Below are 23,437 nucleotides of genomic sequence, written 5' to 3'. Positions count from 1 at the left end.
CCGTGTTTAGCGACGATTTCTTGACATCCAGTCCGACAGGTATCGATTTCTCTGACATAGACGCTCTCTTTCTCTCGCTCACTGTCGAAGCAAGGCAGAATCACCGGAACCCTTCGAAGGGCCGCGCTCGTCAGATCTTCGGACGTAGCCACCTGACCTGACCTGCTGCACTCACAGCCCAGGTAACGGCGGTGTGGCAGTTTTCTTTAGCTCGTAGCTCGCGAAGCATGCTCAACTCTCGGATTTACGGACACTCGAATGCGTCGATCAGGATCGTGCATGCCGCTCGGTTTCAACGGCTTAGGCATCGAGCCCCATTCTCAGAACCAAGCACCATCAAGAAATCACTGCAGAAGAAAACAGGCGCATTTCCTGCTTAACGACAGCGAGACAAAGGGAACCGTGCTGACTGTTTCAAAGCCACGAGGATCAAGCCACGGTCGCCCTCCCCCACTTGCCAAGACGAAGCGAGCCTCTCGAAACGCAGAAAACGGGACACCGATCACATGCCCGAGTTCACCCTCGACCAACTTCTAGAACAAGCCGTCGAGCATCACCTTTCCGGTCATTTGCAGAAAGCCGAGCCCTTGTATCGCGCCATCCTGGAAGCACAGCCCGATCACGCCGAGGCCAACCACCACCTTGGGCTGCTACTCGCAGCGACTGGCCAGGCCGCCGAAGCCCTTCCATGGCTGAAGGCGGCACTGGAATCGAACCTCGCACAACCGCACTACTGGCTCAGCTACGCAACTGGCTTGTATCAAGCCGGGCGACCAGAGGCCGCGCAAGCCCTACTGACCCTGGGGCAAAAAAACGGTCTCAGCGCGTCAGACGTCGAAGCCCTTTCGCGTCAGCTCGAGCGCAGCCCGAGCCCCGAGGCGCATCGCGATGCACGACCGGCGGAGCATGAAACCCAACGGGTACCTTTGGTCGGCTCCCACGCGCCCCCCTGCCCGGAGGAAGAGAGAGATTCAGAGCGCCTGCGTCAAGACGCCCAGGGCAGCCAGTGCGAAGAGGCGCATGAGACCGTCCAGCAGGCGTTCTACACGACATCGAAGCAGCGTCAACGGCTGATCGAACTCTTTCGAATAGGGAATTTCGTCGAGCTGGAAGCAGGTGCGCGACAGCTCACGGAGCAGTACCCGGCAGATGGTTTCGCCTGGAAGGTCTTGGGTAGCGCACTCCTCAAGCTTGAGCAAGGCGAAGCGGCACTCGCCGCGCTCCGCAGAGCTGTTTTCCTCACTCCGCGCGACGCGGAACTCCAGAACGCAATGGGCGGCATCCTCAAAGCGCGCGGCCATTCGGATGATGCCCTGGAAGCTTATCGCCAAGCCCTGGCACTGAAACCGGACTATGCCGAAGCGCACTTCAACTTCGGCGTGCTGCTCCAGGATCTAGGCCGTTCGACAGAGGCGGAAGCGTCTTATCGACGCTCGCTAAGCCTGAACCCCGAGAGTTTCGAGACACACTGCAAACTGACCCTAGCCCTCAAGCATCAGGGTCGGCTGTCCGAGGCAGAGGCATCCTGCCGCCAAGCGCTCTCCCTCGCACCAGACAACATCGAATCGCTCAACAACCTCGGCAACCTGCTCACCGAGCTCGGCCGACAACCTGAGGCGATGGACGTGCTCCGGCACTTGCTGGAAGTCGCACCGGAGTTTGCGGAAGCGCACAACAACCTAGGCAATGTACTCCAATATCTGGGGCGACATGACAAGGCGGAGCAGAGCTACCGTCGCGCCTTGACGTTGAACCACAACCTCACCGAGGCGCATAGCAATTTAGGGCGGGCGCTACAAGACCTGGGCCACCTAAACGATGCGGAAACGAGCTTGCGTCGCGCCCTGGCGCTGGATCCGAACCACGCAAAGGCGCACTACAACCTTGGCATGGTGCTCGAGGATCTGGCTCGACGAACCGAGGCGGAGGCCAGCTACCGCCGCGCCCTGGCCATCCAGCCGAATGACCCCAAGGTCTACAGCAACCTCCTCTTCACCCTGGCCTACACCGGATATGCTGACCCGGCATCACTCCGACGCGAGGCCGAAGGCTGGGAGCACGCAATCCTGAGTCAAGCCGAGCGCGACACTGCCCACCATCGACGCTTCGCGCTTCCCCATCTAGAGGAACGCCCACTGCGCGTCGGACTACTGTCGGCAGAGCTGGGACAACATGCGGTCGCCCACTTTCTACTGCCCTGGCTGCGCGCCCTCGACCGCACCCGCATCACCCTGATCATGTATCCCACCAAGGCACGGCGGGAGCCCAAGGTGGCCGCCCTGCGCGCGCTCGCCGATGCCTGGACGCCCCTGGTCGGCCTGAGCGACAGCGAGGCCGCCGAGCGCATCCGCGCCGACGCGATCGACATCCTCATCGACACCAGCGGCCACACCGCCGACAACCGCCTGGGAGTCGTTGCCCACCGCGCCGCACCCGTGCAATGCCATTACATCGGCTACTTCGCCAGCACCGGACTAACCGAGATGGATTGGTTTCTGGCCGATGAGACCCTGATCCCGCCAGAGCTGGACGCGCACTTCACCGAGCAGGTGTGGCGCCTGCCGCGTCCCTGGCTGGCCTACGATCCGCTGGAGGACGCCCCGCAGCCGGCCTGGCAGCCAGATCCCGACGGCACCCTCTGGCTCGGCAGTTTCAACAACCTCAACAAGGTCCGCGAGGACAGCCTGAGGCTCTGGGCCAAGGTGCTGCATGCCCTCCCAGAGGCACGCCTCCTGCTCAAGGACGCCAAAGCAGAGGATCTCGCCACTCAGACCCGGATCCGTGCCGGCCTCAGCGAGGCCGGAATCGACCCGCAGCGAGTGGTCTTCGCCGGACGCTCACCGGCCTGGCATGAGCACATGACGCACTACGACCGGGTCGACATCGCCCTCGACACCCTGCCGATGAACAGCGGCACCACCGCCTTCGACGCACTCTGGATGGGCGTTCCGCTGGTCACCTTGGCCGGCGATTGGATGGGCGGACGCATGGGCGCGGCCATCCTGACCGCGATCGGACGCACCGACTGGATCGCACGCAACGCGGAGGACTATGTCGCCACTGTCGTGACCTTGGCGCGCGATCTGGAAACCCGCCGTGCCCTGCGCGCGACCCAGCGCGAACGGATGCGCCAAAGTCCGCTCTGCGATGGCGAGGGACTAGCGCGCGCGCTCGAAGACGCCTTCGAGCAGATGTTCGATCAGGCGTCGGAGCAGCAAGCCAAAGGCCGCCTAACAGGTCCGCGCGTCAAGGCGATAAGCGCCGAGGGAAAGGCAGCCAAAGCGAATAGCCATGGCCGCATGGAGGTTATCTTGAGCAAGCACGACCACGAGACGTTGATACGCCTGTGGGAGACAGGGGCATTGAGCGAGCTCGAGATCGCTGCCCGCAGAGCCACGGAACAGTCACCAGCGGATGGCTTCGCATGGAAAATGTACGGCGGCGTATTGATGCGAATCGGCCGAGCCGACGAAGCACTGGTCGCGCTCGAACAGGCGGTGTCATTGAACGACACGGACGCCGACACGCATAAACTGTACGGTTGTCTCTTGAGCAGTCTCGACAAGAACGATCAGGCGTTGGCGGAATTCGACAAAGCAATTGCCCTGATGCCGTCACAGGCCGGGGTTTTCCATAATAGGGCGAATGTAAACAGCGCCTTGGGGAGATGGAGTGCGGCTGAAAGCGATTATCGTCACGCGATCGCACTGAATCCGGAATACGACCCCGCCCACATTGGCCTGGGAGCTCTACTCGGCAAGACAGGTCGCCTCGCTGAAGCCGAGCGCAGTCTTCGCTCCGCCCTCGCGATCAACCCAAAGTCTATCGACGCGCATAATCTGCTCGGTCAAGTTCTCACGAACCTCAAATTTCTTTCGGAAGCGGAAAGCTGTTATCAGAACGCATTATCCCTCGATCCAGAGAATTTGATGACTTTATGCAATCTTGGCGGCCTATACCGTGACTGGGGAAAACTTGAAGAGTCCGAAAGGATCTTGCGTCGTGCCCTTGCAATTAAAGAAGACTATCATTTCGCACACAATCATCTCGGCTTGACCCTGCAACACCTAGGACGACTCCGCGAAGCCGAAGACAGCTACCGTCGCGCACTGTCGATCGAGCCCGACAATCCGAACATTCATAGCAACTTCCTATTCACGCTGGCTTACACGGGCTTGCGCGAGCCAACGGCCTTGCGGCACGAAACCGAGGGCTGGGAGCAAGCCGTGCTCAGCAGCACCGAGCGCGAGGCCGCACGGCACCGAGCCTTCGCGCCGCCACCTCCGACCGGCCGCCCCTTGCGCCTCGGCCTGCTTTCGGCGGAGCTCGGCAAGCATGCCGTGGCGGTCTTCCTCTGCTCCTGGCTGCGCGCATTGGATCGCCGCCGCTTCAGCGTGTGGATGTATCCGACCAAGGCCAGGCCCGAATCCGAGGCCGCGCCGTTGCGCGCGCTCGCCGATGCCTGGATACCCCTCATCGGACTCAGCGACCAGGACGCCGCGGCGCGCATTCGCGACGACCAGATCGACATCTTGATCGAGACCAGCGGCCACACCGCGGCCAATCGTCTCGGTGTCATGGCGCGTCGGGCCGCACCCGTGCAATGCCACTATGTCGGCTACTTCGGCACCACGGGACTGAGCGCGATCGACTGGTTCCTCGCCGATGCGACGCTGGTACCACCCAGCCTCGATGCGCACTTCACCGAAGGTGTCTGGCGCCTCCCGCGCCCCTGGCTTGCCTACGACATTCCGCAAGACGCCCCTGAGCCCGCCTGGCAGCCTGCTCCAGACGGCACCCTCTGGCTCGGCAGTTTCAATAGTCTCACCAAAGTCCGCGAGCAGTCCTTACAGATGTGGGCCAAGGTCCTGCAGGCGCTTCCGGAAGCGAAGCTCTTGCTCAAGCAAGCCAAGGCCACGGACGCGGCCACGCAAACGCGCATTCGCACCACCCTGGCCGCGACAGGGATTGCCGAGCATCGCCTCGTCTTCGCCGAGCCGACACCCTCTTGGCCCGAGCACATGGCACAGTACGACCGGCTCGACATCGCCCTCGAAACCTTTCCATTGAACAGCGGCACCACCGCCTTCGATGCACTCTGGATGGGCGTTCCGCTGGTCACCCTGGCCTGTGATTGGATGGGCGGACGCATGGGGGCGGCGATCCTCACCGGACTCAATCGCCCGGAGTGGATCGCCCAAGATGCCGAGGACTATGTCGCCAAAGTCGTCGCGCTCGCCCGCGATGTCGACAGGCGCCGCGCACTGCGCTTCGAGCAGCGCGAGCAGATGCGCCAGAGCCCGCTGTGCGACGGCGCTGGGCTGGCGCGCGCACTCGAAGACGCATTCGAGCAGATGTTCGCTCAGTGGTGGGAGCAGCAATCGACAGCGTCCGTCCGCGGCATGGACGTCGAGCACGAGCCTATTGACGAGGCACGTCTGCCGAACCCTTCCAGAAAGCAGCCACAACCAATGACGCGGCAAACGGCCTCGCTCCAGCCCACGGAGCCGCTGCCAGCTGCGCCCTCCCCGCCCACGCTCGAGCAAACCCTGCTTCGAGCGCTCGCGTATCACCAAGCCGGCAACTTGCAGGATGCGGAGCCGCTCTATCGCGAGATCCTCGAGACGCATCCCCAGCACCCAGAATCCAATCATTTTCTGGGCGTGCTTCTCCTACAGGCTGAACGGCCGCTCGAAGCCTTGCCATGGCTCCGCCACGCCCTCGAAGCGGATGCCTCACAGGAGGCATTTTGGCTCGCCTATGTCGATGCGCTGCATCGCTCGGGACAGAACGCCGCCGCGCGCGAGATCTTGGCGCTCGGCCGACAGCACGGACTCAAAGAGGAGGATGTCGAGGCATGCTCGCAGATGCTGGATTCGAGTCCAACAGCGGCATCCTCTCCGATTGAGCGCGACGCTCACGGCCGCTCGCCGATCGTTGGCAGCACAACACCACCGGATGCCGTGGCGATGCCGCGGACAGCAATGGTCTCCGCCAAGCATCCGAATAAGACAAAGGGAAAAAAGCGCGATCGCCGCAACAAGGCTCAATCGACGGAATGCAATACGCGCGCCAAACTGCTCGACTTACTCACAAACGGCCACCTCACCGAGCTTGAGGCCGCAGCGCAACAAGCCATCGAGCGAGCACCGACTGACAGTTTCGCATGGAAGCTCTACGCAAGCGCGCTCACGCGCCTCGGCAGACCCGAGGAAGCATTGCAGGCCATCGATCAGGCGATTCGCCACAACCCCAGGGACCCCGACAACGACAACATCCGGGGCGGAATCTTGATGACACTCGAACGCACCGACGAGGCCGTGCGCGTCTTTGCCCGCGCCCTGGAGATCGATCCCAAGCACGTCAGAGCGCTCTATAACCAAGCCTCCGCCTATCATCGGCTTGGTCAGGCCGCGCAGGCCGAACAGCGTTACCGGGAAGCGATTCGCTGGAATCCGCGCTATGCCCAAGCCCACAACAACCTAGGCAATCTGCTCCTTGAGCACGGACGCCTCCAAGAAGCCGAGCGAAGCTTCCGCCAGGCCATCGAATGCCATCCGGAACTCACCGAGGCGCACGTCAATCTTGGCAATGTATTGGAAGACATGGGCCGCCTTCACGAGGCGGTGGCGAGTTACCAAGATGCCTTGGCTCTAGATCCCAAGCGCGCTACCGCTTATTGCAATCTCGGGGTCGCGCTTCGCAACCTCAGTCGGCTCGCTGAATCCGAGCAATGTTATCGTCAGGCTCTCGCATTACGCCCAAACTATGCCGATGCCCTCAGCAATCTCGGATGGACATTGAGTTCGCTAGGACGACTGCAGGAAGCGGAAGACAGCTACCGCCGTGCATTGGCGATCGAGCCGGGCAATCAGCGAATTTATAGCAGCCTGCTGTTCACACTCGCCTATACGGGACTCCGCGAGCCAGCTGTCTTGCGCCGCGAGGCCCAGTGCTGGGAGCGCGCAGTGCTCAGCGCGGATGAGCGCGATACAGCGCGGCACCAAACCTTCAGGATCCCGAGCCAGACCGGCCGACCGCTCCGTGTTGGTTTGCTCTCGGCCGAACTCGGCAACCATCCAGTGGCCCGATTTCTCCTCCCCTGGCTACGCGCCCTCGATCGCCGCCGCGTCAGTGTGCGGATGTATCCAACCAAGGCCAGGTCCGAATCCGAGGCGGCACCGCTGCGCGCACTCGCCGATGCCTGGACACCCATCGTCGGGCTCAGCGACCAGGACGCCGCCGCACGCATTCGCGCCGACCGGATCGACATCTTGATCGATACCAGCGGCCACACGGCAGACAATCGCCTCGGCGTGATCGCGCGGCGGGCCGCCCCCGTGCAATGCCATTACATCGGCTACTTCGGCACGACCGGACTCACCGAAATGGATTGGTTCTTGGCCGACGATACCCTGGTTCCTCAAGCACTCGATGATGGCTTCACCGAGCAGGTGTGGCGCCTGCCGCGCCCCTGGCTGGCCTACGACATTCCCGAGGATGCCCCGACACCCGCCTGGCAGCCCGCCCCTGACGGCACTCTGTGGCTCGGCAGTTTCAATAACCTCAACAAAGTGCGCGAGCAGAGCCTGCTGCTGTGGGCAAAGGTCTTGCACGCGCTGCCTCAAGCACGGCTTCTGCTCAAGGACGCCAAGGCGACGGATCCAGCCACACAGAAGCGTATCCACGCCTGCCTGGCCGAGGCTGGAATCGCCGAGCACCGCCTCGTCTTTGCGGGGAAAAACCGCTCCTGGACCGAGCACATGGCCCAATACGACCGACTCGACATCGCCCTTGACACCCTGCCGTTGAACAGCGGCACCACCGCCTTCGATGCCCTCTGGATGGGCGTCCCGCTGGTCACCTTGACCGGCGATTGGATGGGCGGGCGCATGGGCGCGGCCATTTTGGCGGGTATCGGACGCACCGACTGGATCGCGCGCGATGCCGAGGAGTATGTCGCAACCGTCGTCGCCCTGGCGCGCGATGTGGAGACTCGTCGTGCTCTGCGCGCGACCCAGCGCGAACGGATGCGTCACAGTCCACTCTGCGATGGTGCGGGGCTGGCCCGCACGCTCGAGGCGACCTTCGAGCATATGATCGCGCAAGTGAAGGGTTATTCCGGATCAAGAACCTAAAGAGAGAGCTCGCGATGACGCCGCGCACACATCGAACACGCGATAAAGATAGCTTGATGACATTTCCATCCCCCCAGCCAGTGACAAGCCGAGCCGAAGCGAATCGCAGAGTGGCGCTCGCCATCGAACAATGGAAAACGAGTACCGCCGAGCAAGCGAATAGTATCGCCGACCTCATCGAGCGGGAATATCCCGACCAGGAACCGCCAGATGCCTTTTGGGACACCGCCTCATCGTCGGCGTTTCGCGATTTCTTTGTCTGGGGACACGATCATGACTTCGGCTGCGGGCGCGTGCGCAGAGGCGCGATGGCAACTCGGCATCTCGAAATCACGGCGGAAGCCATGGAGCATGGTCTACTCGCGACAGACCTGACCGGGACGCGAGTCTTGGACGTTGGCTGCTGGAGCGGAGGGGATGTCCTCGTGCTCGCGGGGCTTGGCGGCGAGACTACCGCGATCGAGGAGCATCCGATTGCCGCAAAGGCAGCCCGGCGCCTACTGGAGCTCTCCGGCTGTTCCGTCGAAGTGATCGAAGACAGTCTCTATTCCGAGCGCGTGGACTGGGTGCACCAGTTCGATTACGTGTACTGCTCCGGCGTTATTTACCATGTCACCGACCCGCTTCTGTTCGCGCGAATTCTATTTGCGTATCTGAAGCCGGGTGGCGCCATTCTTCTCGAGTCAAAAGCGGTCTTCGGCGAGGACAGCATCTGCGGCTATTCTGGCACCATGGAAAAGGGTTGGAACTGGTATGCGCCGAATGAAATCGTGTTTGGCCGATGGCTGGTAGATGCGGGATTCGACGCCTCGAGCGTGCGCGTGCTCCGGCGCGCCAACGGACGTTTACTCGCATGGGCCAAGAAGCACGAGGCTTGCGCGATGCGCGAAACGGCTGGCTTCTCGCGCCCTGGAAGCTGGCTCGAAGGAGTGGTCTGAGTATGATCAGTCGAGGAATACACAAAGACGCCATCATCGACTCTGAAGGCATCTGCGAGCTTCCGCAGACCACCGTCATGGAGCCTGGTAGCGTCATCCACGTCGGTCGGGAAGGGAGAATCCAGCTCGGCGAGCGCAACATCATCCACTCGAACGCCAGTATCCGCATCGCTCGCGGCTGGCTTGTGACCGGCGATGACGTGTCGTTCGGACCTGGCTGCCACATCTTCGAGCCGCACGCCGGACTCGAAATTGGCCGCGATTGCCAGATTTCCAGCGGAGTCCTCATTGGCGGCCTCAACCATGGGCAGATGCGCCCGGATCTCCCCATGCGTCGTCAACCGACCGAGAGCCTTCCGATCCGTATCGAGGACGACGTCTGGGTCGGAATGGGAGCGATCATTCATCCAGGCGTCACGATCGGAGCCGGCGCCGTCATCGGCACTGGCTCCGTGGTCACCCGCAGCATTCCCCCGAACGCGGTGGCCTGGGGATCACCCTGCCGCGTTCGGCGGATGCGCAACGGAACCGGTCTCTTCTCCTCGACAACGGATGGGCCGATCCGGCTGCACCTGGGATGCGGTTCGCGCTACATACCCGGCTTCTTTCACCTCGACGCCCAACTCTTCCCGCACGTCGATCTCGTCACCGATGTCGCCCATCTGGACGCCATTCCAAGTGCGACGGTCGATCTGATCTACGCCTCCCATCTCCTCGAGCACTTCGGGCGCTGGGAGTTTCGCGCCGCGCTCACGGAATGGCGCCGCGTGTTGAAGCCGGGCGGTCGGCTGCGACTGGCCGTGCCCGACTTCGCGGCGTGCGCCAAGCTCTATTATGAGCAAGGATTGGCCGATGGTCTCACCGGACTCATTGGCCTGATCTGTGGAGGGCAGCGCGATTCGCACGATTTCCACAAAATGATCTTCGACGAGCCCTTCTTGACCCGCGAACTGCAAGGGCTTGGCTTTCGGCAAGTTCGGCGATGGGACTGGCGCGCAACCGAGCACACCGAGGTCGACGACTACTCGCAAGCGTACATCCCTCATCTCGACAAAGAGGACGGAACCCTAATGAGTCTGAATCTCGAGGCGATGCGATGAGCCGTCACGCCGCACACGCGTCTCGACGACGGCAAGACTGCCCGGCATGCCTAGCGCGAGTACTCTGAATGACCACGAACCGGTTTGGCAAAGCGCAGCGTGACCATCTTGCCAGCGCCAGTTTTGAACGAGGGGCACGCCCGCCCAACTCCAGTGCTTCAATGAAGCCGCCGAACTCGGACTTTGCCTATCGGGATCTCTATTTTCGGCGAGGCTCCGCACGCTTCTTCACTTCTCTCACTTTGCAGACGGAGCAAGTATGGCGGAATCTTGACGGTCGACCGACAGTCGCGACCCAGGCCCGTGACGTCTTCTCGACGCATCCCTACGCGCATCACATGCACGGCGGGTTAGGATGGAATTCTCCGCCCAGATCGATGCCTCGTCCGGCCGAGCGAGAAGCATCAGCATGCTATTTTTACGGGCATTATAGCAACATTCGTCATCCGCCCCGGAGGTCGCGATGGGAGAAGTGAGAGTTACCGCTCGTATCCGCAATTTTGTTGATGTCGCGCTTGCGGAGCGTGGCGGCGGAGATCCGGACCAAGTGGCATCGAGCGAGCTTGATTGTCTCGTCGATACGGGCGCCTTGATGATCCTGTTGCCGGAAGACGAGGTCGGAAAACTCGACCTGTCCCGTGGCGGGCGGGTCATCGTTACCTATGCTGACGATCGTCGCGAAGAGCTGCCGACGGCGCGGGGTCTGGAGATCACGATTCTAGGGCGAACCATGGTGACCGATTGCGTGATCGGCCCTCCCCTTTGCGAGCCACTGATCGGACAGCTCGTCCTGGAGGAATTGGATCTGATCGTGGATTGTCCGCGCCGTCGTCTTGGACCGCGCCCGGAATCGCCGAATTTACCGCTGCTCAAGCTGAAATAGCGGCAAGATGGGCAGGCTGCGCTTTGCCCATCCAATCCACATCCCAGACATCCGGAAAACCTCCGCACGGGCAAGATGGGCACGCCCGTCAACGCCCAGCGCCCCGTCTCAACACCGCATGACGGGCTTCGCCCATCCTACAACCCTGCGGCCTCCGGCCCGGCTTTTGTTGACTTCAAGCGCAACTCGATCGCCTCCGAGGGATTCTGCGACCTGGGTCACAGCCCGGCGCGGTGCCGTTCAACGGCCCCATTCAAGTTTTCTCCGGCACGGTCGATAACTTGAGCGAACCGAATCAGATTGAAGTCTTCCGGTTCAGAACGACGGACGGTTCAGAACGACGGACGCTTCGGCGATTCGACGATCCATGACGGACCTCAACCCGTCGCTTCCGCAACCAGTCGAACCCCCTCACGGAGAGCGATCATGCCCCAAGTCATCAACACCAACGTCTCCTCGCTGAATGCACAACGTCAGCTGAACAATTCCCAGAAGATGATGGAGCAGACCATGGCACGTCTGTCCTCCGGTCTTCGCATCAACAGCGCGAAGGACGACGCCGCCGGCATGGCGATCTCCGACCGCTTCACTTCCCAGATCAAGGGCATCAACCAGGCCAGCCGCAACGCCAATGACGGTATCTCGATGGCGCAGACCGCGGAAGGCGCCATGGGCGAGATGACCAACAACCTGCAGCGCCTGCGCGAGCTGGCGATCCAGTCCGCCAACGCCACCAACAGTGCCAGCGACCGCTCGGCGTTGAACGCAGAGGCACAGCAGCTCATCGCCGAGGTCGGGCGTATCTCCGAACAGACCGAATTCAACGGCATCAAGCTGCTCAACGGCTCGGCGAGCAATCAGAAGTTCCAGATCGGCGCCAACGCCGGACAGACCTTCGAGCTGTCCATCGGCAAGATGACGACGGACAAGCTCGGTGGCGGCCAGGCCGCCACCCTCAGCGCGACCGGCACCGACGTCGCCATCAGCACCGGGGATCTGCTGATCAATGGCGTCTCGATCGGTGGCTCTTCCGCATCCGATGATGCCTACTCCACGGACAACGCCGCCGCCAGCGCGATCGCCAAGGTCGCCGCAATCAACAAACACACTGACGAGACGGGCGTCGTCGCTACAGTCAACGCAACCGTGGCCGCAGGGTCGACGCAAAAGCTTCCGACCGCAGCGACCGACGGCACCATCACCATCAACGGCGTCACTACCGAAAACATCGGCATTGGTACGGGCGATGCCGAGGGTAACCGTAAGGCCGTGATCGAGGCCATCAATGCCGTCTCCGGCGAAACAGGCGTCACTGCGGTCGATACCGGCCGCGCGGAGACCGGTATCAATCTGGTTGCCGCCGATGGGCGCAACATCGAGGTCAGTTTCGATACGCTGACCGCCGCCGATACGGGGATCGCCGCCGCCGACACCTACGAGGGTGGTTACAACCTCCGTTCCGTCGACGGTACGGCGATCTCGATCACCGCCGGCACAGGTGACATCGCGAACGCTGGGGTGGCCGAAGGCGTCTACGATTCCAACACAGGAACGGTCTCCTCGACGAACCGGCACAGCGACGCCGCCTTTGTCGGCACGGGCGATGTCTCGAGCGGTGCCGATGTGTCCGGCGCCAACGCCCACACGTTCGATATCTCGCTCTCAGGCGGCGATGCGGTGACAGTCGTTCTGGATCAGAACTTCGCCACTGCTGCCGCCCTCAGGAACGGCCTGCAAACCGCGATCGACGGTGCGATTGGCAGCGGAGTCGTGACGGTCGGGCTCAGCGACGATACCGGCGATGACGCCATTCAGCACCTCACCCTCATGTCCAATGAGCGCGTCGACATCTCGAATGTCGGCGCCATCGCCGGCGGCGCCGACGACCCGCTCTTGACCGCGCTCGAAGGCGCATCCTTGGGCGGCCCAGACTCCTTGCGCGAGGGGGATTTGGTCATCAACGGCGTGGCGATCCAGGCGGCCAAAGCCTCGGACGACACCTACTCCAACACGGACGCGGTCAGCAGTAACAAGGCCGCCAGCGGCATCGCCGTTGCCGCGGCGATCAATGCCTCATCGGCGGAGACCGGCGTCACCGCCACGGTTCAAGCGACCGAGGTGGACGGCGGGAAAGGCACGGCGAGCACGGCGACAGACCGCGCCGGGGTCCAGGGTGCCGTTTACATCAACGGCGAGGTCTTCCAGATGACCTTGACCGACGACGCCGAGAAGGACAGGGCCACGGCGATGTCCGAGATCAACGCCATCTCCGGCAAGACGGGCGTCACCGCGGAAGATACGGGCACCGGCCTCAGGCTCACCGCCGCGGACGGTCGCAATATCTCGATCGTGATCGATACCAATGCGGAAGCCAACACCGGCGCGCTCTCCGACAGCGGCCTCAACAAGAGCATCGACTTCTCGGGCGTGGAGATCGGCCTCGATGCCGGTGAAGACGGCATTGCCGAGTATGACGTGACGGCCATGCTGAATGGCGTCGCCAACGGCGCCTCGACAGTAACGCCGCTCGACATCGAAGCCACTGGCTACACTGACCTGGCGAACCGACTCGCCGAGACGACGACGTCGAAGGTCACGCTCAGCTCGGCCGGTCAATTCACCGTCGCGGCCGGCGAGAACGGCAGCGCGGAGCTCGAGGAAATGGGCTTCCAGGTGGGCACCTTCGGCGGCACCGAGGGTGGGCAGTTCCTGAAGGACATCGACATCTCCACCGCGGAGGGCGCGACCAAAGCGCTGGAGGCGGTCGACAATGCGCTGCAGAGCATCAACAGCGAGCGGGGCAACCTGGGTGCGGTGCAGAACCGGCTGAGTTCGACCATCTCCGCCATGTCGATCACCTCGGAGAACCTCAGCGCCTCGCGCAGCCGGATCCAGGATGCCGACTTCGCGGCCGAGACCGCGGAACTGAGCCGCATCCAGATCCTCCAGCAGGCCGGCACCGCGATGCTCTCGCAGGCCAACGCCTCGACCCAGAACGTGCTGTCCCTGCTGAGATAGCACGTAGGATGGGCAAAGCCCGCGCGAGATGGGTGGAGATTGGCTCCACGGCTTGGCGGGCGTGCCCATCGTCACCGCTCCGAGGGATGGGGGTGGGATTGGCCTTGGTGGCTGGGAGGATGGGCACGCTGCGCTTTGCCCATCCTACGAGGGAGAGACGGACCAACGGATGTCGGATGGGCAAAGCCCGTGCGAGGTGGGTGGAGATTGGCTCCAGGGCTTGGCGGGCGTGCCCATCGTCACCGCTCCGAGAGATGGGGGCGGGATTGGCCTTGGTGGATGGGAGGATGGGCACGCTGCGCTTTGCCCATCCTACGGGGGAGGGACGGACCAACGGATGTAGGATGGGCAAAGCCCGCGCGAGATGGGTGGAGATTGGCTCCAGGGCCTGGCGGGCGTGCCCATCTTCACCGCTCCGAGGGATGGGGGCGGGATTGGCCTTGGTCGCTGGGAGGATGGGCAAAGCCCGCGCGAGGTGGTTGGAGATTGGCTCCAGGGCTTGACGGGCGTGCCCATCGTCACGCTGGGTGAGGAGCAGTCAATGCCGTTAGCGGTCCCAGTCGAGGCCAGGGATGTCGGGCGGAGGGGTGCTGCCCCAATCGGGCAGATAGAGGCCGGCGGCGACGGCGCGACGGAAGGAGCTATGCGGCCATTCGATCGGCGCTTGGCAGTAGCGATGTTTGACCGGGTTGTAGTGGATGTAGTCCATGTGTCTGCGCCAATCTTCTTCGTCGCGGATGCAGTGCTCCCAGAAGCGTCGCTGCCAAATGCCTTTTTCACGCTTGCGGGTCTTGGATGCGGAGCAGGGTTGGGCGTCGAGACCGGTGGAGAAGAGGCGTTTGATGACCATCCAGCGGGTTGAGAAGTCTATATCCGCGGGCGGCAGACGCCAGATTGTGTGCAGGTGATCAGGGAGGATGACGATGGCCTGGATCTCGGTGGGGTAGCGTTGAATCCCGATCCGAAAGGCGCGCCGCAGGTGCGCGATGTGCTCGGTCAGCAAGGGACTCCGCTCCGCGGTCACCAGGGTGAAGAAGTAGCAGGCTTCGGGTTGATAGTGGCGGCGATAGTCGGCCATGGTCATGACACCGATCGTGAGCGAATCAGATTACACGATAGGTGAAGAGATAAGTAGCCGTAGGATGGGCAAAGCCCGCGCGAGGTGGGTGGGGATTGGCTCCAAGGCTTGACGGGCGTGCCCATCAGGGACGCTCACGCGGACCGGGGCGGGTTTGGTGGCTGAAAGATGGGCACGCTGCGCTTTGCCCATCCTACGGGGTAGGTTTTACGGGGTAGGTTTTGGTTTTTTTGCCAACGATAGCGAGGCAATGACGATGGATTCCATGCAAGCTCTGACGGGCACGGCGCCGGCAGGCACCTTGCCGAAACGAGAGGCAGCGGATGCCGCCAGGCGGGATGCGGTGGCCACGGAGATTCAACCGCCGTCCAACAGCGCGGCATCGGCTTCCACGGAGGTTGTCTCCGCACTGGCGGATACGGCCAGCAGCGGAACGGCGGCCCGACGCGGCAGGGACGAATCGACCAAGGAGCAGTCGCGCGAGGATGTCGAGGAGGCGGTGAGCGGCATCAACGACTTCTTCAAGTCCGTCGAGCGCAGCATGGAGTTCTCACTGGATGAGGAGGGCGACCGCATGGTGGTGAAGATCAAGGACTCCAACGGCGAGGTGGTCAAGCAGATCCCCTCGGAGCAGGCTCTGGAGCTAGCACGTCGTCTGGATGAGGTCAAGGGATTGCTGCTGGAGGAGCAGGCCTGACGCGCGGCAACTGCGCGGGCTCGTCAACGAGGAGAGATCCGTCATGACAACCATCACATCCACGGGGCTTGGCTCAGGCGTCGACGTCAACAGCCTGGTTTCCCAGCTGGTCGCTGCCGAGCGCAAGGCCACGGATACCCGCTTGGACACGCAAGAGGCGCAGATCCAGGCCAAGATCTCCTCCTGGGGCACCATCAAGAGTGCCTTCTCGGATCTCAAGAGTGCGTTGACCACACTGAAGTTGCCGAGCACCTTCCAGAAGCTCGCCGCCAGCTCCAGCGACGACGGCGCGATCAGCGTCTCCGCCGCCACCAATGCCGACGTGGGCAGCTACGCGGTCGAGGTGCAGAAGCTGGCCCAGAATCACACCCTGGCCTCCATGCGTTTCGACGACCTCAGCGACACCCTCGGGACCGGGACGCTCACCCTCAAGTTCGGCAAGACCGACTACGACGCCGGCACGGACACCTACAACGGATTTACGCAAAACGCCGAGCGATCGACCGCCAGCATCATCATCGATTCTTCCAACAACACCCTCACTGGGGTGCGCGACGCCATTAACAGCGCCAACGCCGGCGTGCAGGCCAGCATCATCAACGATGGCGAGGGCTACCGCCTGGTGCTCAACACCAAGGACGGCGGGGCCGACAATAGCCTGCAGATCAGCGTCGCGGATAGCGATGGGAATCATACGGACACGGCGGGACTTTCTCAGCTGGCCTTCAATGGCAGCGCGACCAACATGGATCAGACGCTAGCGGCACAGAACGCCGAGATGCTGATCAATGGGCTGCGCGTGACCAGCACCACCAATACGGTCACCCAGGCGCTCAAGGGTGTCACCCTGAATCTGCATGCGGCACAGGTCGGCAAGACGGTTCAGATTGGGGTGAGTCACGACAACAGCGCGGTCACCGAGGCCCTTGAGGGCTTCGTGACCAAGTTCAACGATCTGAACAGCACCGTCAGCTCCGCGGCCGATTACGACAGTGTCAATGGCCTCGGCGGGATCCTGCAGAGCGACGCACTGGTGCGCAGCGCCATGTCTCAGGTGCGCAATCTGCTGAGCACTGCGGTACAGGGACTGACCGGGAATGTCAAAACCTTGGTGGACATCGGGATCAGCACGGAATCGGACGGCTCGCTGACGCTCGACAGCTCCAAGCTGAGCAGCGCGCTGAGCAGCGATCCGACGGGTGTCACCGGCCTCTTCACCGTTCAGGGTCGAACCACGGACAGCGGCATCACCTATCTGGGTGGCACGACCAACACCCAGGTCGGTAGTTATGGGATCGAGATTACCCAGATGGCGACCAAGGGTCATTTCGAGGGAGGGACTCTGACGACCACGACGGTCGATGCCACGAACGATAGCTTCAAAATCAATGTCGATGGCAAGGAGTCCGGGTTGATCACCCTTAGCCAGGGCGATTACACGACCGAAACCTTGATCGCGGAACTCCAGTCGCGCATCAACGGCGACAGTACCTTGAATGGCGCCGGCATCAGCGTCGAGGTGAGCTTCAATACCACTGAGAACCGCTTGGAGATCACCTCCAAGAACTATGGATCCACCACGGGCGTCGCCCTGCTCGATGTCGAGGGGCTAGGGCTCGGCCTGGACGACGGTACCGCCTTCCAGGGCGATGACGTCGCGGGCACCATCGGCGGATTCGCCGCCGAAGGCACGGGCCAGAACCTGAAAGCCACCGAGGGTAACGCCAAGGATCTGTCGATCGCGGTGGAAAGCGGCGTGGCCGGGGAGCGCGGGAGCGTCAGCTTCAGCCGCGGCATGATCGACAGCCTGGACAAGGTTCTGACTGGCCTCTTGAGCAGCAACGGCACCATCACGTCGCGTACCGAGGGCTTGCAAAAGAGCCTGGACCAGATCGATGACGATCGTGCGGCGCTCGACCTCAAGATGGAAAAGTACGAAGACCGCCTGCTCACGCAATTCAACGCGATGGACTTGGTCGTCGCCCGGCTGCAGTCGACCAGTGATTATCTGACCCAGCAATTGAGCAGTTTGCCTTATGCGTACAATAACAATAACACTTGATACGGCAGCGCCCGCGCGCTTCGGCGAGTTCCGGACATGACCGTAACCAAGACGACGCGGGTCGATAGATCGGCCATCGGTAGGATGGGCAAAGTCCGCGCTCCGAAATCGAATGCGGCCTCGGCGCTTGACGGACGTGCCCATCGCGCAAGGCTCGGAGCTGGATTGATGGGCACGCCCGTCGACCCTGTGCGCTCAAACTGAAGCTCATCGCGCGGGCTTTGCCCATCCTACGGGCTGTGGCGTCGATGCCAACTCCGCCGATTAGAGATAGGCCGTTCCGCCGAGGTGACCCTGAGAGTGACGAGCCCCATGAACACCGGTATCGACGAGGTCATCCGCCTTTCCGAGGCGATGCTGGAATGCGCGCACGCGGAGGATTGGGACGCCTTCGCGCGCTTGGAAACGCAGCGCGATCACGCCATCAGGACGGCCTTCGCCCCCCCCTTGGAATTGCCGGCGGAGCGTTTCGAAGCCAAGGTCCGGATCATTCAGGAGATGGACGAGAAGCTCGTCGCAGTGAGTCGGCAGCACCGCAACGGGTTGCAGCAGGAGGTCTTGACGCTCGTGCGGGCACGAAAATCTGCGCGTGCTTACAACACGGACTGAGCTGCTTGGCCCTGAGGGCGGTGGTTCGGTCTCGCCTGCCGAGCGGGCGGCCAAGCTGGTCGATTCCCAGGGAAACAACAGACCGACCGCACCGACCACTGACATGGGGTGTGGCGCAGCTCTTCATGCGGTGGCGAAGCGGCGCATGAAGTCGCAGAGGGCGTCCACGGCCTCGATCGTCATGGCGTTGTAGACAGAAGCGCGAATTCCGCCGAGCGAGCGATGGCCCGCCAGGCCGCTGAACCCCGCCTCGCCAGCCTGGCGCAGGAAGTCGGCTTGCAGTTCCGGCGACGGCAGTCGGAAGGATACATTCATGAGCGACCGATCCGCCGGATCCAGCGCCCAGCCTTCGTAGAACCCCGCACTCTCGTCGATGACCTGATATAGCCGCTCGGCCTTGCGGGCGTTGATCACCGCCATCTGCTCCAAGCCTCCGACCTCATGTAGCAGCCAACGGGTCACCAGCAGCACCACGTAGATGGCGAAGACCGGTGGCGTGTTGTAGATGGAGCGCGCGTCCAGATGGGCACGATAGTCCAGGATCGGCGGTATACCAGCCGGCACCTGCTCCAGCAGATCTCGCCTGAGTATGGCCAGTGTGACGCCCGCCGGCCCGAGGTTCTTCTGCGCGTGGGCATAGAGCATGTCGAAGCGCGCGGCGTCGAAGGGCCGCGACAGGAAGTCCGACGACATGTCGCAAACGCGCGGCACCCCCTCGAGACCGAGGAGGTCATGAAACTGGATCCCTTCCACCGTCTCGTTGGAGACGTAGTGAAAATAGGCCGCATCGGGGGAGAAGTGCAGCGCCTCGGGGCGCGGAAGACGTCGGAACCCAGATGGCTCGCCGTCCCAGAGGACGCGCACATCACCCTCGAAGCGCGCCGGCGGGATCGACTTGCTGCTCCAGTATCCGGTTCTCAGATACTCGGCCGTCTTGCCGCTATCACGCAGCAACAGCATGGGGATCATGGAGAACTGGAGCGTCGCCCCGCCCTGCAGCAAGATCAGGGCGTGACTCTGGGGCAGTCCGAGCAGACGGCGAATGTTGTGCTCGATCTCTTCGACGACCGCGGCGAACCAATCGGATCTGTGGCTGATTCCCAGAACGGAGAGCCCGACCTCGGGGACGCACTGGATCGCCTGCTGGGCCTCGGCGAGAACCCCGGCGGGCAAGACGCCAGGGCCGCCGGAAAAGTTGAGCTCATTCATCGCGACGCTCGGCCTCCCCGCCCTGATGGCGAAGTGCGCACGTCATCAGCATCGCTCGAAAGGCCGCGAAGACTTTCTGCATGGTCGCCTCCTTGTAGGGATAGAGATCAGATGGGTCCATGGCATGCACGACCATGGCGGGATCGACCTCGAAGACGAGCAGGCGCCCGTCTTGTGTCTCCGCGCAATCGATGCCTAGGTAATCGAGCCCCATGGTGTGATGGATCGTCGACAGCGCGTCTTGGTGGCGGATGGCGAACGCCTCGTCGAAGGTTTCCATGAAACGCGCCTCCTCCGCCCGGTTGGCTGGATTCCCCTCCATATCTGCGTTCAGGTAGTGGATCATCCAGCGACTCGAAATACCCATGTGGCAGGCGAACGGCCGACCTGCGATCAGGACGATACGGTATTTTCGAAACAGACCGTCGGTGCTGCGATAGTCGACGAAACGTGACAGATAGAAGTCATTGCCCGGCATGGACTCCAGCCGCTCAGCGAGGGCGTGCTGCGTATCCAGCTTACAGAGGTCATGGCCGGCATGGGAATCACGCGGGCGCAGGATGCAGGGGAAATCCATGTCTTCCGGCAGCTTGAGCTGGGTGGCGATCGCCGCGACCGCCTCGCGGCTCAGCGCCCAGGTGCGGGGCATCTCAATTCCCGGTCGACCATGCAGCAGCCCCGCCGCCGTGTCGCGTGCGACGGCCATGATGCGCTCGGGGCGGTTGATCACCGGCCCGCGCCAGTCCGCGAGCAGCCGCGCCCAGGTCGCGAGGATGGACCGATTGGCTTCGGACTCTCCGACGGCGACGAAAAGCACATCATGGTCCGGAAGCCGTGTCGAATCCGTCTCCTCACCCGTGACGTAGACGATGTCCAACTGGATGTCGGAATCCTCGAGGAGACACTCGATGGGCACGTTCGCCATGAGACCGCCGGGCGCCATGAGCGCCAGGAGCCGAAGCCGCACTGGCTCCCGAACCGGGAGCCCATAGTGGCGGGTGACGCGCAGCGCCTCCTGCTGGAGCTTCAGGGCAAGCTCGGCATTGCCGCTGAACTGGAGGATGACGGCCGCGTCCAGCAGGGCGCCCGCTTCCCGCGGATCAGCCGTCGCCTTTTGGATCAGTGCCTGATAGAGCGGCGCCAGATCGGCGCCCGAGAGCTTGTGGCGGAGCAGAACGGCAAGGCCGAGTGCAGGCTGCATGGATACGTTTCCCTTGTGAGGCTGGATAGGTCAGATGGGCAAAGTACGCGCTCTAGTGCGAACGCCGCCTCGGCACTGAACGGACGCGCCCATCTGGCAAGTCTCGGAGCTGAAACGTTAGGCACGCCCGAGCAGCATTCACACTCCGAACGCAACTCATCGCTCGGGCTTCGCCCATCCTACCAATCTAGCGGCATGGGGTGCGGCATCATCGCGGGGACGACGTGAGCCTATGAATTCACGTTACACTCGCAAACATGCTTTCGACGCGGAGGAGTTGCAGTCATGGCGCTGGCCGAGGAAGACATTGCCTTTATCAAGAAGCACTTAGGCGAGTGGCTAGCCGAGCAATCGCTGGGCAAGCCGCCAGCGGTCTACGAGATCGAGCTGCGCGAGCGGATGGTGCGGGTGGAAGAGGAGCTGAAGCACCAGCGCGAGCTGATGCGTCAGGGCTTCGAGCAGATGGACAAGCGTTTCGAAGCCATGCAGGCGACCATGGACAAACGTTTCGAGCAGGTCGACAAGCGTTTTGAGCAGATGGAGAAACGCTTCGAGCAGGTCGACAAGCGTTTTGAGCAAGTCGACAAGCGTTTCGACGAAATGCTCAAGCGTCACGATCAGCATTTTCTCTGGGTCATTGGCTTCATCGCCACCAGTGCCGGGCTCATCATCACCGCCATGCGGTTTCTTTAGCGACTCGACCTTGCGCGTCGTCGTGGGTCGGCCGAGCTTCGAGGTGGAGACGCTGGCCGCGGGGGCGATGGACTAGAATCAGAGGCCGAGTCGCCACCCAGGAGCGCTGCCATGGCCCGTCTGAAACTGCCCATTGGAATCCAGACCTTCTCCAAGTTGCGCGAAGACGGCTGCTACTACGTCGACAAGACGCCGCTGATGCTCAAGCTCGTCGAGGAAGGCACGCATTACTTCCTCTCGCGCCCGCGCCGCTTCGGCAAGTCACTGCTGCTCGACACCCTCGCGGAGCTGTTCGAGGGGAACGAGCCGCTGTTTCGCGGGCTCCATGCCCACGAGCGCTGGGATTGGTCGCGCCAGGTGCCGGTCATCCGACTGAGCTTCGCCGAGGGGGTGCTGCATAGCCGCGCCGATCTGGATGCCAAGATCGAGGAGCTGCTGGCGGAGAATGAGGCGCGTCTGGCGGCGAGTGGCCAGGCGCTCAGTCTCTCCGGGCGCTTTTCGCAGTTGATCCGTCAGGCCCACGCCGTCACCGGCGAGCGAGTGGTGGTGCTGGTCGATGAGTACGATAAGCCGATTCTCGATAATCTGACCCGCCCGGAGACCGCCCGCGAGATGCGCGATGGGCTGCGCAACCTCTACTCGGTCATCAAGGGCCAGGACGCTCACATCCGTTTCGCCTTTCTCACCGGGGTGAGCAAGTTCAGCAAGGTGAGCATCTTCTCGGGGCTGAACAACCTGCGCGACATCACCGTGTCCGCTGACTACTCGGCGCTCTGCGGTTATACCGAGCGCGATCTTGAAACCGTCTTCGCACCCGAGCTTGAAGGGCTGGACCGCGACGAGATCCGCCGCTGGTACAACGGTTACAACTGGACTGGGGAGTCGGTCTACAACCCCTTCGATGTGCTGCTGCTGTTTCAGGAACGCGAATTCCACGCCTGGTGGTTCGAGACCGGCACCCCGACCTTTCTGGTGGATATCCTCACTCAGCGCGGTTTCTTCACACCCGATCTGGCCCATCTGCGCGCCGACGAGGGATTGCTCTCGACCTTCGATGTCGACCACATCGCCAATGAGGCCCTGCTGTGGCAGGCGGGCTATCTCACCCTGGCGGGTTCGCGCCGCACCGGGGCGCGACTCGAATACCGCCTGGCCTATCCGAATCTGGAGGTCGAGAGCGCGCTCAACGATAGTCTGGCCAAGGCGCTGATCGGTCAGCCGAGCCTGGCCAGCGCGCTCACCGGACGGCTCTACGATCTGCTGGTGGCCGGGAAGCCGGCGGCCCTGCACGCCCATTTCGACGCGCTCTTCGCCGCCATTCCGCACCAATGGCACCTCAAGACCCCGATCGCCCAGTACGAGGGCTATTACGCCAGTGTCGTCTACAGCCACTTCGCGGCGCTCGGGCTGGATCTGACCCCCGAGGAATCGAGCTGCGCCGGACGCCTGGACCTGGCGCTGCGTTTCAATGGGCAGGTCTATCTGTTCGAGTTCAAGGTGGTGGAGCTGGAGCCCGAAGGCCGCGCGTTGCAGCAGATCAAGGATCGCGGCTACGCCGACAAATACCGCGCGGGCGGTCAGCCGATTCACCTGATCGGGGTGGAGTTCAGCCGCGAGCGGCGCGCGGTGGTCGGCTTCGAGGTGGAGACGCTGACCGCGGGGGCGATGGACTAAAATCACAGGTCGAGTCGCCATCCAGGAGCGCCGCCATGGCCCGTCTGAAACTGCCCATTGGAATCCAGACCTTCCGTGAGATCCGCGAGGAGGGCTGCTACTACGTCGATAAGACCGCCCTGGCCCTGAAGCTGATC

Annotated in this window: 14 protein-coding genes; 11 read left to right on the top strand and 3 right to left on the bottom strand. The window is 62.7% G+C overall.

Annotated elements, in window-relative coordinates:
• Window positions 1-506: 506 nt before the first annotated feature.
• The 5 genes from CKO23_RS10290 (at window position 507) to CKO23_RS26355 (ending at window position 14,077) form a co-directional block, all read left to right on the top strand.
• Entirely contained in the window at window positions 507-8,138 is a 7,632-nt protein-coding gene (locus tag CKO23_RS10290) for a tetratricopeptide repeat protein (RefSeq protein ID WP_200330685.1), read from the top strand.
• A 56-nt stretch (window positions 8,139-8,194) separates the two neighbouring features.
• Window positions 8,195-9,076 (top strand): class I SAM-dependent methyltransferase, encoded by an 882-nt coding sequence (locus CKO23_RS10285; protein ID WP_200330684.1) that lies wholly within the window; start codon window positions 8,195-8,197, stop codon window positions 9,074-9,076.
• Window positions 9,077-9,078: 2 nt separating this feature from the next.
• Entirely contained in the window at window positions 9,079-10,176 is a 1,098-nt protein-coding gene (locus tag CKO23_RS26360; protein WP_200330683.1) for a DapH/DapD/GlmU-related protein, read from the top strand.
• A 589-nt stretch (window positions 10,177-10,765) separates the two neighbouring features.
• The gene (locus CKO23_RS10275) at window positions 10,766-11,059 is read left to right on the top strand and encodes a hypothetical protein (RefSeq protein ID WP_200330682.1); all 294 of its coding nucleotides are present in this window, start codon (window positions 10,766-10,768) and stop codon (window positions 11,057-11,059) included.
• Window positions 11,060-11,485: 426 nt separating this feature from the next.
• Entirely contained in the window at window positions 11,486-14,077 is a 2,592-nt protein-coding gene (locus tag CKO23_RS26355) for a flagellin N-terminal helical domain-containing protein (protein ID WP_274600206.1), read from the top strand.
• 547 nt (window positions 14,078-14,624) lie between these two features.
• Here CKO23_RS26355 and CKO23_RS10260 read toward each other — a convergent pair.
• Window positions 14,625-15,155, bottom strand: coding sequence for an REP-associated tyrosine transposase (locus CKO23_RS10260; protein ID WP_200330762.1), 531 nt, complete (start codon window positions 15,153-15,155; stop codon window positions 14,625-14,627).
• A gap of 265 nt (window positions 15,156-15,420) precedes the next feature.
• Here CKO23_RS10260 and CKO23_RS10255 point away from each other — a divergent pair, with 265 nt between their 5' ends.
• The 3 genes from CKO23_RS10255 to CKO23_RS10245 all read left to right on the top strand — a co-directional run bounded on the left by CKO23_RS10255 (window position 15,421) and on the right by CKO23_RS10245 (window position 18,523).
• Window positions 15,421-15,852 (top strand): flagellar protein FlaG, encoded by a 432-nt coding sequence (locus tag CKO23_RS10255; protein WP_200330681.1) that lies wholly within the window; start codon window positions 15,421-15,423, stop codon window positions 15,850-15,852.
• Between the two features lie 43 nt (window positions 15,853-15,895).
• Window positions 15,896-17,914: a flagellar filament capping protein FliD gene (fliD, locus tag CKO23_RS10250; protein WP_200330680.1), complete on the top strand. Its 2,019-nt coding sequence runs from the start codon at window positions 15,896-15,898 to the stop codon at window positions 17,912-17,914.
• A 312-nt stretch (window positions 17,915-18,226) separates the two neighbouring features.
• Entirely contained in the window at window positions 18,227-18,523 is a 297-nt protein-coding gene (locus CKO23_RS10245) for a flagellar protein FliT (protein ID WP_200330679.1), read from the top strand.
• A gap of 123 nt (window positions 18,524-18,646) precedes the next feature.
• Here the strand turns inward: CKO23_RS10245 and CKO23_RS10240 are convergent, their stop codons facing one another.
• Together CKO23_RS10240 and CKO23_RS10235 are read right to left on the bottom strand one after the other, a co-directional pair.
• Window positions 18,647-19,732: a phosphoserine transaminase gene (locus tag CKO23_RS10240; protein ID WP_200330678.1), complete on the bottom strand. Its 1,086-nt coding sequence runs from the start codon at window positions 19,730-19,732 to the stop codon at window positions 18,647-18,649.
• Window positions 19,725-20,933 (bottom strand): ATP-grasp domain-containing protein, encoded by a 1,209-nt coding sequence (locus CKO23_RS10235; RefSeq protein WP_200330677.1) that lies wholly within the window; start codon window positions 20,931-20,933, stop codon window positions 19,725-19,727. The genes CKO23_RS10240 and CKO23_RS10235 overlap by 8 nt, the downstream gene beginning before the upstream one ends.
• 285 nt (window positions 20,934-21,218) lie before the next feature.
• Here CKO23_RS10235 and CKO23_RS10230 point away from each other — a divergent pair, with 285 nt between their 5' ends.
• The 3 genes from CKO23_RS10230 to CKO23_RS26350 form a co-directional block, all read left to right on the top strand.
• Entirely contained in the window at window positions 21,219-21,626 is a 408-nt protein-coding gene (locus CKO23_RS10230; RefSeq protein WP_200330676.1) for a hypothetical protein, read from the top strand.
• Between the two features lie 111 nt (window positions 21,627-21,737).
• Window positions 21,738-23,300 carry an ATP-binding protein gene (locus CKO23_RS10225; RefSeq protein WP_200330675.1) on the top strand — a complete coding sequence of 521 codons (1,563 nt, stop codon included), beginning with the start codon at window positions 21,738-21,740 and terminating at the stop codon, window positions 23,298-23,300.
• 35 nt (window positions 23,301-23,335) lie between these two features.
• A partial coding sequence (locus CKO23_RS26350; protein ID WP_200330674.1) for an AAA family ATPase occupies window positions 23,336-23,437 on the top strand: 102 nt, incomplete at its 3' end.

Origin of the sequence: Thiocystis violacea, from assembly GCF_016583565.1 — a bacterium.
Classification (GTDB): domain Bacteria; phylum Pseudomonadota; class Gammaproteobacteria; order Chromatiales; family Chromatiaceae; genus Thiorhodococcus; species Thiorhodococcus violaceus_A.
The sequence above is the reverse complement of the archived record's forward strand: the minus strand, read 5'-3'. Positions and strand labels throughout refer to the sequence as shown.